Raw genomic sequence first — 14,785 nt, 5'->3', positions numbered from 1 at the left:
GACCCATGAAGCTCAGCCGCCCCGTCTCCTGGTTCCTGCTCGCCTTCGGGGTGTGGAGCTGGATCATCTGGATCACTTTCGTCAAGAACCTGTGGAAGGACGGCAGCGGGCTCGCGTTCGACGACGCGGGGGATCCGACGGCGTACTTCTGGGTCCACCTGACGCTCGCCGTGGTCTCCTTTGTCTTGGGGACGGTCGTCGGGGCCATCGGGTTCCGCGGTCTGCGCGCCTTGCGACAGACGTCATAGCGACGGGGGACACCGGGTCGTGGTCATCGTCTTCCTGCTGGTGGGCCTCGCGGCCCTGACCGTCTTCGCGGGCCTGCACCACTATCTGTGGCGCCGTCTGGTGCGCGACACGACGACCGGTCCGGGGCCCGCGCGCCGGGCCGGCACCGCGCTCTTCGTCGCCGGTCCCGTGCTGATGGCCGGCGCGGTCGCCGCGGAGCGCGGGGGCGCGCCCTTCTGGCTCCAGCGGACACTGGCCTGGCCCGGCTTCCTGTGGATGGCGCTGGCCCTCTACCTGCTGCTCGCGGCCGTGGCGGGCGAGGCCGTACGGCCGCTCGTGGCGCGGCTCGTGCGGCGCCGGACCGCCGGCGGCCCGGCGGAGTCCCGTGTCCCCGTGGGCGCGGCGGCGGGCCCCGCCGCCGCTTCCCGCCCGGCCACCGAACCGGTCGTCCCGGTCGTCCCGGGGGAATCCGGTGCCGGCGCCCCCGCCACGGCGTCCGCAGGGTCCGGCGCCCCCGCGCGGCCCGCCGCGGACACGGCCACCGGCACGGGCACTGACACGGACACGGACACGGACACGAGTACGAACCCGGACGGGAACGCGGGGCGCGACGGCGGCCTCGCGGTGGGACCGTCCCGGCGGCTCTTCGTCGCACGGGCCGTGGGCGGTGCCGCGGCCGCCGTCGCCGTGGGAACCGTCGGGTACGGCACGTACGGCGTCCTGCGCGGGCCCCGGGTGAAGCGGGTGACCGTGCCGCTGGCCAGACTGCCCCGGTCCGCGCACGGCTTCCGGATCGCCGTCGTCAGCGACATCCACCTCGGGCCGGTCCTCGGCCGGGACTTCTGCCGACGCGTGGTCGACACGGTCAACTCGACGCAGCCCGACCTGATCGCGGTGGTGGGGGACCTCGTGGACGGCAGCGTGAAGGACCTGGGACCGGCCGCCGCGCCGCTCGCCGGGCTGCGGGCGCGGCACGGCTCGTACTTCGTCACCGGTAACCACGAGTACTACTCGGGCGCCGCCCAGTGGGTCGCGGAGGTACGCGAACTGGGGCTGCGTCCGCTGGAGAACGCCCGGACGGAACTGGCCGGATTCGACCTCGCCGGTGTCAACGACGTGGCCGGCGAGAGCGAGGGACAGGGCCCCGACTTCGGCAGGGCGCTGGGCGGCCGGGACACCTCGCGGGCCGTGGTGCTGCTCGCGCACCAGCCGGTCCAGATCCACGACGCCGTACGCCACGGTGTGGACCTCCAGCTCTCCGGGCACACCCACGGCGGCCAGCTATGGCCGGGCAACTACGTCGCCGAGCTCGCCAATCCCACGGTCGCGGGTCTCGAACGGTACGGGGACACCCAGTTGTACGTCTCCCGGGGTGCCGGAGCCTGGGGGCCGCCGACCCGGGTGGGCGCGCCGTCGGACATCACGGTCGTGGAACTGGCCTCCCGGCAGGCCTGAGCGACGGCGTCCCGGCGACGGAGGAGCTCCGGCGCCGGAGGAGCTCCGGCGCGCCGGGAAGGTCACGAGTCCGGGCGGGTCACGGCGCCGGTGTCGAGCCGTACGCCGTCATGAAGCGGTCGCGGAAGGAACTCATCTTCCAGACCGGGGCGTTGTGCTCCGGCTGCAGACCGTCCGTCCACCCCCAGTCCGCGATCCTGTCCAGGACCTTCGGGTCCTTGGCCACGATCGAGACCGGTACGTCACGGCTGGCGTGGTTGCCGCTGACCCGGGCGATGGGCTGGTGGTCGCCGAGGAAGATCAGCACGGTGTCCTTGTCGCCGTACTTCACCAGGTAGTTGACGAGGCTCGACACCGAGTACTGGATGGACTTGCCGTACTCCTGCTTCGACTGGGTGGAGTCGGTGATGATGTCGGCGGGCTTCTTGCCGGCCTTCTCGATCGAGTCGTAGATCGAGCCGTCGCCGACCTGGTCCTGCGGGACCAGCTTGGGGATCGGAGCCCAGGGCTGGTGGCTGGAGGTCAGGATGATCTCCGACATCAGGGGCTTGTCGTGCTTCTTGCCGTGCACCAGGCGCTCGAACGCGGTCAGGGCGTACTGGTCGGGCATCGTCGACCAGCTGAACTTCGGTCCCTTGTACTGGAGTTTGTGGGAGTCGTAGACCTTGTCGAGTCCGTAGAACTTGGACTCGGGCCAGGCCTTCTGGACGCCCGGCATGACACCGACGGTGTCCCAGCCGCCCGACTTCTTGAAGGCCTTGGTGAGGGTCAGGTGGTCGCCCGCGGTGACGGTGCGGTACCGCTGCTGGTTGCTGATCCACAGGCCCGACAGGAACGTCGAGTGCCCCAGCCAGCTGCTGCCGCCGTACGTCGCCGAGGTCAGCCAGCCGCTCTTCGCCGCGAACCCGGCCTTGACCAGCTTCTGGTTCTCGGCGGTGAGGGTCGCGTCCACCCCCGGCGCCATGACCGGGTCCTCGATCGCGCTGCGGCCGTAGCTCTCGATGAAGGTGATCATCATGTCCTTGCCGCGCAGGTCCGTCAGGAGCTGGTCCGGCGGGGTGTTGGCGAACGCGTCCTTCTTCGCGAACTTCGCGAACGCCGCCTCGTCCCGCAGGGTCGCCTGCACCCGCTTGGTGCGGTCCTCCACGGACTTGGCCGTCGAGGCGGAGGCGACCGGCACGCCGGTGAACTGGACGCCGAGCGCGGAGCAGGCGATCCAGACGGTGCCGACCACCAGGGTCGAGCGGGTGGCCGTCGCGGTGTGCCGGGACATCAGGTCGGCCAGCCGGACGACCGCCAGCGCCATCACGGCGAGCAGGACGACCACGAGCACGACGAGGGCGACGGCGATGCCCAGGGTGGCCTGCTTGCCCATCGTGTCCTGGAGGTAGGAGTACGCGTCCGAGAAGAGCGACCAGTCGAGGACGAGGTTGAACCCCCGTCCGAGGTACTCGGTGAAGCCGATGTCGAGAAGGTTCAGCACGGTCAGCACGCCGAGGACCAGGCCGCCGAGGGCCGCCACCACCAGCCGGGGCCTGCGGGGCAGGACGATCAGCACGGCGGCGCCGAAGACCGCCTCCACCGGGATGCGCACGAACTCGCCGGGGCGGAAACCGGCGCTGCTGTTCGGCATGAGCAGCGCGAACAGTACGAGCGCGGCGGCGAGGACGGTGGTGGTCCAGGTCAGCACCCGGGCGGCGGCCGGGTGCTTCGCCCGCCACCGCCGCCACCGCCCCTTGACCGGCGCCACCCCGGGAGCGCCGTCGCCCCCGGAGCCACCGGGTTCCGCGGGGACACCCGGTCCGCTGGAGGCATCGGGTTCGGCGGAGACCCCGGACTCGGCGGATGCATCGGGTGCGATGGTGGCGTCTGGTTCGGCCGAGACACCCGGTCCGCTGGAGGCATCGGGTTCGGCGGAGGCCTCGGGCCCGGCGGGTGCGCCGGGCTCCGCGGCTTCGGCGGGTCCGGCCGGTTCGGCGGGCCGCGGGGACCCGGCGTCCGCGGGCAGGCCGGCGGCCTCCGTCGCCTCGGAGGAGGAGGCGGGCTCGGAGGCGTCGGTGTCGGCCTTCGCGGACTCGGCGGAGTCCGTGGGGACAGGGGGTCCGGCGGAGGCCTGGGAATCGGTGGGAGCGGCCGGTCCAGCGGAGTCGGCGGCCGCCGCGGCCTTCGCGGGTTCCGGGGAGCCGGGGATCCCGGAGCCGTCGGCGGATTCCGTCGACGTCGGGGACCCGGCCGGCGCCTCGGCTCCGGCGGGTGTCGCGGGGGCCGCGGACTCCGGGGACGTCGGCTCCGCGGGCGCGTCCGGCGTCCGGGTCTCCTGCGGGCGCGCCTCGTCGGGCGTCTCGTCCGTGTCCGGCAGCTGTCGAGAGCTCGTGTTGAACGACAACCCGAAGGTCCTTCCGTGCGAAACCCGGTGATGGCGCGGCGGACCCGGCCGGAAGGGCCGTACCGCCGCTTCTGTGTACGGCACCACGGCGGGACGTGTTCAATGCCCCGGGTCTGCTTATGTTCAAGGGCACCACCGCATATGTTCAAGCAGGTCAGCGCGCGGGCAGCGTCACGGTCACGGCCAGCCCCTCGCCCGGTGACGTCCGTACCGCCACAGCACCCCCGTGAGCCGTCACCACCCCCTGCACGATCGCCATCCCCAGCCCGCTGCCCGCACCGCCGCCCGCCCGGAAGAAGCGGTCGAATATGCGTGCCGCGTCCTCCTCGGTGAGCCCCGGACCCTGGTCCGCGACACACAGCCGTACGACGCCGTCCGCGCGCTCCAGACCCAGCCGCACCGGCACCTCCACGGGCGTGTGCGTACGGACGTTGGCCACCAGGTTGCCCAGCACCTGCCGCAGCCCCGATTCGTCGGCGTGCACCAGCAGGGTGCCGTCGGCGCCCACCGTCACCGGCCGTCCGGGCTGCTGGGCACGGAGGTCCTCGGCGGCGTCCCGTACGAGCCGGCTCAGGTCGACGTTCCTGAAACGCAGTTCGGGCCGCTGGTCGAGCCGGGCCAGCGTGAGCAGCTCGTCCACCAGCCGTCCCATCCGGTCGGCCTCGGCGTTCATCCGGTCCCAGGCCCGCCGGCGTTCGGCCGGCTCGCTCAGCATCCCCTTGTCGTACAGCTGGAGGTAGCCGCGGATCGCGGAGAGCGGGGTGCGCAGTTCGTGCGAGGCGTCCCCGACGAACCGCCGGAGCTGGGCGGCGCTGTGCTCACGCGTCCGGTAGGCCGACTCCACCTGTTGCAGCATCGAGTTGAGGGCCAGCCGCAGCTGCTCGACCTCCTGGGTCGGATGCTGACTGGACGGCACGCGGCGCGTCAGGTCGCCCTCGGCGATCGCCGACGACGTCTCCACCATGTCCTCCAGCGGCCGCAGCCTCCGGCTCACGCTGAGCATGGTCAGTACCGCGAGCAGTGTCAGCAGCAGCGTCCCCACGGCGAGATCGAGCCGGAGGGCCTTGGCTATGCCCTTGTGGAGCGCGTCGGTGGACGCGGCGAGCAGCACACAGGTGCCGTCGCCGAGCCGGGCCCCGGTCGTGCGGTAGGCGGCGCCGTGCACGGTGACGTCGTGCAGCGCCCGGTCGCGGACGAGGGCGCGCGGGTCGTCCACCGCGGAGATCAGCGCGCGCTGGGTGCCGGTCGGCTTGAACCCGCCGATGCTGACCGCCCGCCCCCGGTCGTCCAGCGCCGCGAAGATCGAACCGGGCTGCGGCGAACCGTCCGTGGCGGGCGTCAGATGGTTGCGGACGAAGGCCAGCGTGGTCAGCGAGTCGATCTGGTGGAGCGTGAGCTGTGAACCGTTCAGCGAGTCACGGGTCTTGACGAGCTGTGCGTCGACCTGGTCGAGGAGATAGTGCCGCATGCCCATCAGGCTGACGGCGGTCGCGACGACGATGCCCAGGGCCAGCAGCGCCACGTTGGCGAGCGCCAGCTGGCCGCGCAGCGAGTGGATGCCGTGATGGCGGCGCGGACGCCGGATGCCCACGCGGGAGGGAAGGAGGCGGCCGGGGACCCTCATGCGAGCCCGTACCCGACGCCGCGCCGGGTCTGGATGACCGGCGGTCCGAGCGGTTCGAGCTTGCGCCGCAGATAGCTGATGTAGGTCTCCACGACGGTCGACTCGGCCGGGTGCTCGTACTGCCAGACGTGCCGCAGGAGCTGCTCCTTGGGCACGATCCGGCCGCCGTTGCGCACCAGGAAGCGCAGCAGCGCGTACTCGGTCGGGGTGAGTTCCACGGTCCGCTCGCCGCGGTGCACGGAGTACGTCGTCTCGTCCAGCTCCAGTTCGCCGTAGCGCAGCGGCGGGCGCTGCGGCAGCACGTCCGCGGGCCGGGTGCGGCGCAGCACGGCGGTGATCCGGGCGACGACCTCGTCGATGTTGAACGGCTTGGTGATGTAGTCGTCACCGAAGCCGAGCGCGCCCACGATCTCCGCGGGCGCGTCCCGGGCGGTGAGGAAGACGACCGCGAGATCGGGCTGCCGTACGCGCAGTTCACGGCCGAGGGCCCGGCCGTCGCCGTCCGGCAGCATCACGTCGAGCAGGACCGCGTCGGGCCGGGTGCGCTCGGCGAGCGTGAGCGCCCGGCGGACGGTGCCCGCGGTCATGACCTCGAAGCGGTGGTAGCGCAGGGCGATGGCCAGGACGTCCGCGATGCTCGGCTCGTCCTCGACGACGAGGACGGTGGCCCCCTCATGAGCGGTCATGCCCCCAGTATCGGCACGCCCGTCCCGCCGGGGTGCCGCTTCCCGCCTTGGAGTTCCTTGAGAGTCATGGGCAGGTCGTTCATCGCGCGAGCACGCCGGTCGATGGTTCTCGAAGGACCTGGGGGACCGACCGATCGACTAAGGAGCGTTGAGCGTGGCGACATTGGCACGGTGGTGCTATCGGCATCGGCTGGTGGTCCTGTTGCTGTGGGTGGGGGCACTGCTCGGACTGGGGACCGCGGCGTCCACCGCGGGCACGGACTACGCGAACGTGTTCTCCCTGCCCGACACGGACTCCAAGCGCGCGTACAACCTGCTGGAGAAGGCCTTCCCGGACCGGGCGGGCGACACGGACACGGTGGTGTGGAAGGTCGACACGGGGACGGTCCGCGACCAGGCCGTACGGTCCCGGATGGAGCCGGTGATCGAGCGGATCGCCGGGATGAAGGGGGTCGGCGGCGTCACGAGCCCGTACACGGGCGCGCAGGGCGCGGCGCAGATCAGCGCGGACGGGCGGATCGCCTACGCGCAGGTCACCTTCGGCGAGCAGGCCAACGCCGTGCCCAAGGAGCTGGTGCAGAACGTCGTCGACACGGCGCAGGGCGCGGAACGCGCCGGTCTGCGGGTGGCCCTGGGCGGCCAGGCGATCCAGCGGGTCCAGGAACCGCCCACCGGACTCGCGGAGATGGTCGGCATCCTGGCGGCCGCGATCGTCCTGTTCCTCGCCTTCGGCTCGCTCTTCGCGATGCTGCTCCCGATCGGCATCGCGGTCTTCGGGGTGGGCACCGGACTGTTCTCCACCCAGCTGATCAGCCATGTCGCGGACGTGCCCGACCTGGCTCCGCTGCTCGCCACCCTGATCGGACTGGGCGTCGGCATCGACTACGCGCTGTTCATCGTCACCCGGCACCGGCGCGGCATCCTGCGCGGTGCGGACCCCGAGGAGTCCGCGGTCACCGCGCTCAACACCTCGGGCCGGGCGGTGCTGTTCGCGGGCGGCACGGTGTGCATCGCGCTCGCCGGGATGCTCGTGACCAACCTGCGTTTCCTGGACGGCGTGGTCATCGGCACCTCGCTGACGGTTGTGTTCAGCGTGCTCGCGGCGGTCACGCTGCTGCCCGCGCTGCTCGGCTTCCTCGGCCCCCGGGTGCTCAGCCGCAGGCAGCGGCGCAGGCTGGCCGCCGAGGGAGGACGTGAGCCGGAGTCGGCGAGCGGCCTGGCCGCCCGCTGGTCGGCGGGCGTGCAGAGGCGTCCGCGCACGGTCGCGGCGGTGGCCGTGGTCGTCATGGCGGTGCTCGCGCTGCCCGTGCTGTCGCTGCGGCTCGGTGCCACCGACCAGGGCAACGACGACGCGAGCACGACGACCAGGCAGGCGTACGACCTGCTCGCGGAGGGCTTCGGACCCGGCTTCAACGGCCCCCTGCAGGTGGTCTCGTCCGGCGGCGACACGGACGCGCTCGTGCGGAACATCCGCGCGACCGACGGTGTCGCCCGGGTCGCCGCGCTGCCGCCCTCCGGGGGCGTCACGGTCATCCAGGTCGTACCGGCCACCTCGCCGCAGTCCGAGAAGACCGACCGGCTCATCGACGACCTGCGCGACAAGGCGATCCCGGACGCGGGCGCCCAGGCGCACGTGGGCGGAGTGACGGCGATCTCCAAGGACTTCTCGACCGTGACCGGGGACCGGCTCCCGCTCTTCATCGCCACCATCATCGGCCTCGGCTTCCTGCTCCTGATGGTCGCCTTCCGTTCCGTGGTGGTGCCGCTGACGGCCGCCGTGATGAACCTGATCGCGGCCGCCGCGTCCTTCGGCGTCCTCGTCGCGGTGTTCCAGTGGGGCTGGGGACTGGACCTGCTGGGCCTCGGCAAGGAAGGACCGATCAACGCCTTCCTGCCGGTCATCATGCTCTCGCTGCTCTTCGGCCTGTCGATGGACTACCAGGTGTTCCTGGTGAGCCGGATGCACGAGGAGTGGGTGCACACCAGGGACAACGCGCGGGCGGTCCGGGTCGGCCTCGCGGAGACCAGCCGGGTCATCAACTCGGCCGCCCTGATCATGGTCTGCGTCTTCCTGGCCTTCGTCCTGAGCGGCGACTCGGGGGCGGCGATGGCGGGCGTCGGGCTGGCGGCGGCGGTCGCGCTCGACGCGTTCATCCTCCGTACGGCGCTGGTGCCGGCCGCGATGCATCTGCTCGGCAACTCCAACTGGTGGCTGCCCGCCGGGCTCGACAAGCGGCTGCCGCACCTGGCGGTGGAGCCGGCCGAGGAGACGGGGCCGGTGCCGCTGCCGGTGCCCGCGCAGGCAGGAGGGGCGACGGCCGTCCACGGCTTCGTCCGCGACGCGACGGGCGAACCCCTCGACGGGGCGGTCGTGACGCTGCTCTCGAAGGGCGGGCGCCAGCTGGACCGGGTGACGTCACTGGCCGACGGTTCGTACATCGTGTCGGTCCCGGCCCCGGGCACCTATCTGCTCGCGGCCACCGCGCCCTCGTACACCGCCCGTGCCGGTCATGTGGTCGTGAGCGACGAACCGCTGGTGCACGACGTGGAGTTGACGGAGGACGAGGTCGACGCGGTCAACTAGCCGCGGACGGCCCGGCCTTCAGGATCTCGTCGGCGTCCGGGGGTGTCCTGGGCGCCGGTCGGGCCGGCAGCGCGGCGAGCTCCCCGGGGGGGGCGTGGACGCGGCCACTCGCGTACGCGTTCCCCGCGGGGCTCTTCCCCGCCCCCGGCCGTCGAGGCCGACTCCGCCTTGGAGGCCGACGCGGGCTTCGGGGAGCACCTCGCCGCGCCGCGGTGCGGGACCCCCGGTGTCCGGTCCGGGCCGCCTCACCCGGCGGTCATCAGCCGGTCCGCTCCTTGACCGCCGGATCGGGCAGCAGTCTCGTCATCCCCGGCAGGAAGTCGGTGAACAGCTCGTGCACCTCGTGGACGAGCGGTCGCAGCACCCGGAAGCGGGCCAGCGCGACCCCGCGGGCGGTGAGCCGGGCGCCGCGCTCGGCGAGCCGGTAACTGCGCTCGCGTCCCTCCGTGCGGTCGAAGACCCAGTAGAGGACGAGCCCCATCTGCGACAGCCACATCAGTTCGGGCAGGGCGTCCCGCAGCTCCTCCGGGACCTTCGCCTTCGACCCGGCGAGCACCTTGCGGTGCAGGGCGATCGACTCCTCGCGCGGTCCCGCCGACTCGGGTGAGAAGGGGCTGAGCGGACTCTCGGGATCGGCGGCGTTCTTGAAGAACTGCGCGGCGAACTCGTGATACGGCTCCGCCACGTCGAGCCATGCCTTCAGCACGCCCGCGATCCGCGCCTCCAGATCCTTCTCGCGTTCCAGCACCTGCCGGACCGCCACCTGGTGCTCGGCGCCGATCCGGTCGTAGAAGCCCTGGATCAGGTGCTCCTTGCCGGCGAAGTAGTAGTAGGCGTTGCCGACGGAGACCCCGGCCTCCTGAGCGATGGCCCGCATGGTCGTCTTGTCGTACCCCCGTTCCTGGAACAGCCGGAGGGCCGTCTCCAGGATCAGGGCGCGGGTCTGCTCGCTCTTGGCGGGGCCCTTGTCCGGGCTCCTGTCCGAGCTGGGGTCCGGGCTGGTGTCCGGGCTCTTGTCCGGGAACTCGGGGTCGTCGCCGGGGCCGGGGGAGTCTGTCGGTGCTGGCACGGTCATGAGCCTAACGAGTCGGACAGGTGCCGCCGTCACAGCCGGGAGCGTGGTAGAGCCATCCCGCGGTCGGCTCGTACACCCATCCTTCGCTCGGCGGGCGGGCGTCCGCGTCCCACCGCCCCGAGCGCCGCCGGCCCGCGCGCCACTTGGCGGCGGCCAGCATCGCGCCCCTCGCGAACAGGGCGCCCGCCGGGGTGCTCAGCCGGTGCGCGAGCGCCCGGTACTCGCGCAGCGCCCACAGACAGACGACCCAGGCGGCGGCGCCCCGGTAGACCTGACCGGCGTCGCCCACCACGGTGATCTCGTCGAGGGTGGCCCGGTGGTCGAGCCCGGGAAAGAGCTTCCGGGCCTCGTCGGAGGCGGCCGGCACCAGTGTCAGCGGCACCAGCTGGGACTGCTCGACCAGCCAGTCGCGCAGGAAGGCGCAGAGCGAGCACCGCGCGTCGTAGAGGACGGTGAGCCCGCGGACCGGGACGCGTGCGGCGTCCCGGTGCCGGGTGCCCGTGGGGGCGGCCATCGGGGTCACACCCCGGCCGAGGGCGCGACCCAGTCGGTCGGCCCCACGGGCGGCAGCTGCTCCCGCTCCATCACGCCCCGCCGGCGGATCCGGTTGAGCACGTACACGTTGCCGAGGTGCATGACCCCGAGCACGAGCAGGACGACGCCGAGCTTCGTCGACAGGGCCTCGAAGATCCCGCGGGCGTCGCCGATCTCGTCGTCCCCGTTCAGGTAGAGCGCGACGAAGCCCAGGTTGACCAGGTAGAAGCCCACCACCAGCAGATGGTTGACGGCCTCGGCGAGCTGCTCGTTCCCGTGCAGCACATCGGCGAGGAAGATCCGTCCGTTGTGGCTCAGCGTGCGCGCCACCCAGACCGTCAGCGCGATGCTGACCAGCAGATAGATGACGTACGCGACGACCGTGAGGTCCATGTCCCCACCCCTTCTTGAACGCGTTCAAAACGCTGTCGAACAGGAATGTAGACCTGCTTTTGAACATGTTCAAGTCGAGGGGGAAGATGTGCCGGGCCTCACGTCCCGCGGTGTCGCGCGCTGTCGGAGTTACGGGAGCCGGGCGAGTTCGGGCCGCTTGGTGTAGTCCGTGAAGCCGACGACGTTGCCCCAGGGGTCGGCGATCTCGACGGTCCTGCCGGTGGCGACCGTGAACACGGGGGCGAGCGGCCGGATGCCGGCCGCGGTCAGCGCCTCGGCCGTGGCCCGCGCGTCCCGGACCTCCAGCCACACCCGGGCGGGCGCCCAGACCGGTGGCCGCGGACCGAGCCCGTCCTCCAGCCGCAGCAGCAGTCCCGGGGTCTCCTTGCCCACCTTCAGCAGGGCGATCCCGGCCTCGTCGAGCCGGAACGCCACCGGGAACCCGGCCCGTTCGTAGAAGCTCACCGCCGCGCCGAGGTCACCCACCGGCAGCAGTACGTTGTCGAGGCCGAGCAGCTCATGTGACACGTCATCTGACATGCCGTCAGATTAGGTGTTCGTCCGCCTTCGCCCGCGGGGGCTGACCGCGGGGTCACTCGTTGGGCCGAGACCCGGCCTGCCGTCGGCGGAGCCGCGCCTTCCCTGCGACGGGGGAACGGCGCTCGCGAGAGGGAGGACGACAAGGGCCCCGCTCCCCCCAGGGGGAACGGGGCCCGAGGCGCCGTACGGCCGGCGGCGGGGCCGGCCGGAAGGGACGGAGGCGGATCAGAAGCGACGCGTGATGAGCGCGCGCTTGACCTCCTGGATCGCCTTGGTGACCTCGATACCGCGCGGGCAGGCGTCCGTGCAGTTGAACGTGGTGCGGCAACGCCACACGCCGTCCTTGTCGTTGAGGATCTCCAGGCGCTGCTCGCCCGCTTCGTCACGGCTGTCGAAGATGAAGCGGTGCGCGTTCACGATCGCCGCCGGGCCGAAGTACTGCCCGTCGTTCCAGAACACCGGGCAGGACGACGTGCACGCCGCGCAGAGGATGCACTTGGTGGTGTCGTCGAAGCGCTCGCGGTCCTCGGCGCTCTGCAGACGCTCGCGCGTCGGCTCGTTGGTGTCCTTCGTGATGAGGAAGGGCATCACGTCGCGGTACGCCTGGAAGAACGGGTCCATGTCGACCACGAGGTCCTTCAGCACCGTAAGGCCCTTGATGGCCTCGACCGTGATCGGCTTCTCGGGGTTGATGTCCTTGATCAGCGTCTTGCAGGCGAGACGGTTCTTGCCGTTGATCCGCATGGCGTCCGAGCCACAGATCCCGTGCGCGCAGGAACGGCGGAACGTGAGGGTGCCGTCCTGGTCCCACTTGATCTTGTGCAGCGCGTCAAGGACACGCTCCTTCGGGTCGATCTCCAGCTGGAAGTCTTCCCAGACCGCGTCGGCCGAGACCTCGGGGTTGAAGCGGCGGATGCGGAACGTGGCGGTGATGTACGGCGAGTCGGCGAAGCCCGCCTCGGGCCGGCCGGCGTTGTCCGCCTTGTCGAGAGTCGGGGTAGCCATCAGTACTTTCGCTCCATCGGCTGGTAGCGGGTCTGGACGACCGGCTTGTAGTCGAGACGGATCGACTCGGTGCCGTCGTCGCCGACCTCGCGGTACGCCATGGTGTGGCGCATGAAGTTGACGTCGTCGCGGTTCGGGTAGTCCTCGCGGTAGTGACCGCCGCGGGACTCCTTGCGGGCGAGCGCGGACACGGCCATGACCTCGGCCAGGTCGAGCAGGTTGCCCAGCTCGATGGCCTCCAGGAGGTCCGTGTTGAACCGCTTGCCCTTGTCCTGGATCGCGACGTGCTTGTAGCGCTCGCGCAGCTCCGCGATCTTCTCGACCGCCGTCTTGATCGTCTGCTCGGTGCGGAACACCATCACGTTGGCGTCCATGCACTCCTGCAGTTCGAGGCGGAGAGCCGCGACCCGCTCGGTGCCGGTCGAGTCGCGCAGGTGCTCGACCTGCGCGACGACCTGCGAGGCAGGGTTCTCGGGCAGCTCGACGTGGTCGGCCTTCGCCGCGTACTCGGCCGCGGCGATGCCCGCGCGGCGCCCGAACACGTTGATGTCCAGGAGCGAGTTGGTGCCCAGGCGGTTGGCGCCGTGCACGGACACGCAGGCGACCTCGCCGGCCGCGTAGAGGCCCGGGACGACCGTGGTGTTGTCGCTCAGCACCTCGCCCTGGACGTTCGTCGGGATGCCGCCCATCGCGTAGTGCGCGGTGGGCTGGATCGGGATCGGGTCCGTGTAGGGCTCGATGCCGAGGTACGTCCGGGCGAACTCGGTGATGTCCGGGAGCTTCGCGTCGAGCTGCTCCGGCGGGAGGTGCGTGAGGTCGAGGTAGACGTGGTCGCCCTCGGGACCGCAGCCGCGGCCCTCACGGATCTCCGTGTAGATCGAGCGGGACACGACGTCACGGGACGCGAGGTCCTTCATGACCGGCGCGTACTTCTCCATGAAGCGCTCGCCGTCCTTGTTGCGGAGGATGCCGCCCTCACCGCGGGCGCCCTCCGTCAGCAGGATGCCCATGCGCCAGATGCCGGTCGGGTGGAACTGGAAGAACTCCATGTCCTCCAGCGGCAGCCCGCGACGGTAGACGGCGGCCTGGCCGTCACCCGTCAGGGTGTGCGCGTTGGAGGTCACCTTGAAGAACTTGCCGGTGCCGCCCGAGGCGTAGATCACGGACTTCGCCTGGAAGACGTGGATCTCGCCGGTCGCGAGCTCGTAGGCGACGACGCCCGCCGAGCGCTTGACGCCGTCGACCTCGGTGATGAGCTGGTCGAGGACGTAGAACTCGTTGAAGAACTCCACGCCCTCCTTGACGCAGTTCTGGTACAGCGTCTGGAGGATCATGTGGCCGGTGCGGTCCGCGGCGTAGCAGGACCGGCGGACCGGGGCCTCGCCGTGGTTGCGGGAGTGACCGCCGAACCGGCGCTGGTCGATCCGGCCCTCGGGCGTCCGGTTGAACGGCAGGCCCATCTTCTCCAGGTCGAGGACCGAGTCGATGGCCTCCTTCGCCAGGATCTCGGCGGCGTCCTGGTCGACCAGGTAGTCACCGCCCTTGACGGTGTCGAAGGTGTGCCACTCCCAGTTGTCCTCCTCCACGTTGGCGAGCGCGGCGGCCATGCCGCCCTGCGCCGCGCCCGTGTGGGAGCGGGTGGGGTAGAGCTTCGTCAGCACGGCGGTGCGGCTGCGCTTCGTCGCCTCGATGGCGGCGCGCATGCCGGCGCCGCCGGCGCCGACGATGACGGTGTCGTACTTGTGGATCTGCATGAGTCGGTTACCTCAGCCCCGTGCCTAGCGGATGTTCGGGTCGAAGGTGAAGATCACCAGCGTGCCCAGCAGGATGGTGAACACCGTCGCGGTGTAGAGCAGGCCCTTGAGCCACAGGCGGGTGTTCGCGCGCTCGGCGTAGTCGTTGATGACCGTGCGCAGGCCGTTGGCGCCGTGCAGCATGGCCAGCCACAGCATCGCGAGGTCCCAGGCCTGCCACCAGGGGGACGCCCAGCGGCCCGCGACGAACGCGAAGCCGATCTTGGAGACACCGCCGTCGAGGACGAGCTGGATGAGCAGGTGGCCGAGGACCAGGACGACGAGGACGATGCCGGACAGGCGCATGAAGAGCCAGCCGTACATCTCGAAATTGCCGCGCGTGGACTTCGGGGTCTTCTTGGTGCGCTTGCGGGGGGCCTCGATGAGGGGCGCCGGGTTGTCGACGCCGTACGCCGAGAAGGCGCCCGCGCCCTCGACGGGGCCGATACCGGAAGCGGCGGTCTCTGTGGTGGACATCTGCG

13 protein-coding genes are annotated in these 14,785 nt (G+C 71.3%); 3 read left to right on the top strand and 10 right to left on the bottom strand.

Going from position 1 to position 14,785, the window contains the following annotated elements; translation table 11 throughout:
• Window positions 1-5 precede the first annotated feature (5 nt).
• Both OG776_RS17960 and OG776_RS17955 read left to right on the top strand, forming a co-directional pair.
• Entirely contained in the window at window positions 6-248 is a 243-nt protein-coding gene (locus OG776_RS17960; protein WP_261994617.1) for an SCO4848 family membrane protein, read from the top strand.
• Between the two features lie 19 nt (window positions 249-267).
• A complete protein-coding gene (locus OG776_RS17955) occupies window positions 268-1,683 on the top strand; it encodes a metallophosphoesterase (RefSeq protein WP_329321625.1) in 1,416 nt (471 codons plus the stop codon).
• Between the two features lie 79 nt (window positions 1,684-1,762).
• Here the strand turns inward: OG776_RS17955 and OG776_RS17950 are convergent, their stop codons facing one another.
• From OG776_RS17950 to OG776_RS17940, 3 genes are all read right to left on the bottom strand, one after another.
• Entirely contained in the window at window positions 1,763-4,069 is a 2,307-nt protein-coding gene (locus OG776_RS17950; RefSeq protein ID WP_329321623.1) for a sulfatase-like hydrolase/transferase, read from the bottom strand.
• Window positions 4,070-4,223: 154 nt separating this feature from the next.
• Window positions 4,224-5,693 carry a sensor histidine kinase gene (locus OG776_RS17945; protein ID WP_148010131.1) on the bottom strand — a complete coding sequence of 490 codons (1,470 nt, stop codon included), beginning with the start codon at window positions 5,691-5,693 and terminating at the stop codon, window positions 4,224-4,226.
• Complete coding sequence (locus tag OG776_RS17940) at window positions 5,690-6,379, bottom strand: response regulator transcription factor (protein ID WP_148010132.1); 690 nt, start codon at window positions 6,377-6,379, stop codon at window positions 5,690-5,692. Before OG776_RS17940 ends, OG776_RS17945 begins: the two co-directional genes overlap by 4 nt.
• A gap of 163 nt (window positions 6,380-6,542) precedes the next feature.
• Here OG776_RS17940 and OG776_RS17935 point away from each other — a divergent pair, with 163 nt between their 5' ends.
• Window positions 6,543-8,963, top strand: a complete 2,421-nt coding sequence (locus OG776_RS17935; protein ID WP_329323722.1) for an MMPL family transporter — start codon at window positions 6,543-6,545, stop codon at window positions 8,961-8,963.
• Between the two features lie 259 nt (window positions 8,964-9,222).
• Here OG776_RS17935 and OG776_RS17930 read toward each other — a convergent pair whose 3' ends face one another.
• From OG776_RS17930 to OG776_RS17900, 7 genes are all read right to left on the bottom strand, one after another.
• Window positions 9,223-10,032, bottom strand: coding sequence for a TetR/AcrR family transcriptional regulator (locus tag OG776_RS17930; protein ID WP_410093198.1), 810 nt, complete (start codon window positions 10,030-10,032; stop codon window positions 9,223-9,225).
• Between the two features lie 10 nt (window positions 10,033-10,042).
• Window positions 10,043-10,552 carry a thiol-disulfide oxidoreductase DCC family protein gene (locus OG776_RS17925; RefSeq protein ID WP_148010133.1) on the bottom strand — a complete coding sequence of 170 codons (510 nt, stop codon included), beginning with the start codon at window positions 10,550-10,552 and terminating at the stop codon, window positions 10,043-10,045.
• A 5-nt stretch (window positions 10,553-10,557) separates the two neighbouring features.
• Window positions 10,558-10,965, bottom strand: a complete 408-nt coding sequence (locus tag OG776_RS17920) for a hypothetical protein (protein WP_148010134.1) — start codon at window positions 10,963-10,965, stop codon at window positions 10,558-10,560.
• A 129-nt stretch (window positions 10,966-11,094) separates the two neighbouring features.
• Entirely contained in the window at window positions 11,095-11,505 is a 411-nt protein-coding gene (locus OG776_RS17915; protein WP_148010135.1) for a VOC family protein, read from the bottom strand.
• Between the two features lie 225 nt (window positions 11,506-11,730).
• Window positions 11,731-12,510: a succinate dehydrogenase iron-sulfur subunit gene (locus OG776_RS17910; RefSeq protein ID WP_148010136.1), complete on the bottom strand. Its 780-nt coding sequence runs from the start codon at window positions 12,508-12,510 to the stop codon at window positions 11,731-11,733.
• The gene (gene sdhA, locus OG776_RS17905) at window positions 12,510-14,264 is read right to left on the bottom strand and encodes a succinate dehydrogenase flavoprotein subunit (protein ID WP_148010137.1); all 1,755 of its coding nucleotides are present in this window, start codon (window positions 14,262-14,264) and stop codon (window positions 12,510-12,512) included. The genes OG776_RS17910 and sdhA overlap by 1 nt, the downstream gene beginning before the upstream one ends.
• Window positions 14,265-14,288: 24 nt before the next feature.
• Window positions 14,289-14,780, bottom strand: a complete 492-nt coding sequence (locus OG776_RS17900) for a succinate dehydrogenase hydrophobic membrane anchor subunit (protein WP_148010138.1) — start codon at window positions 14,778-14,780, stop codon at window positions 14,289-14,291.
• Between the last annotated feature and the right edge of the window lie 5 nt (window positions 14,781-14,785).

The sequence above is a fragment of the Streptomyces sp. NBC_01689 genome, assembly GCF_036250675.1.
Classification (GTDB): domain Bacteria; phylum Actinomycetota; class Actinomycetes; order Streptomycetales; family Streptomycetaceae; genus Streptomyces.
This window is presented reverse-complemented; position numbering and strand designations above follow the sequence as displayed.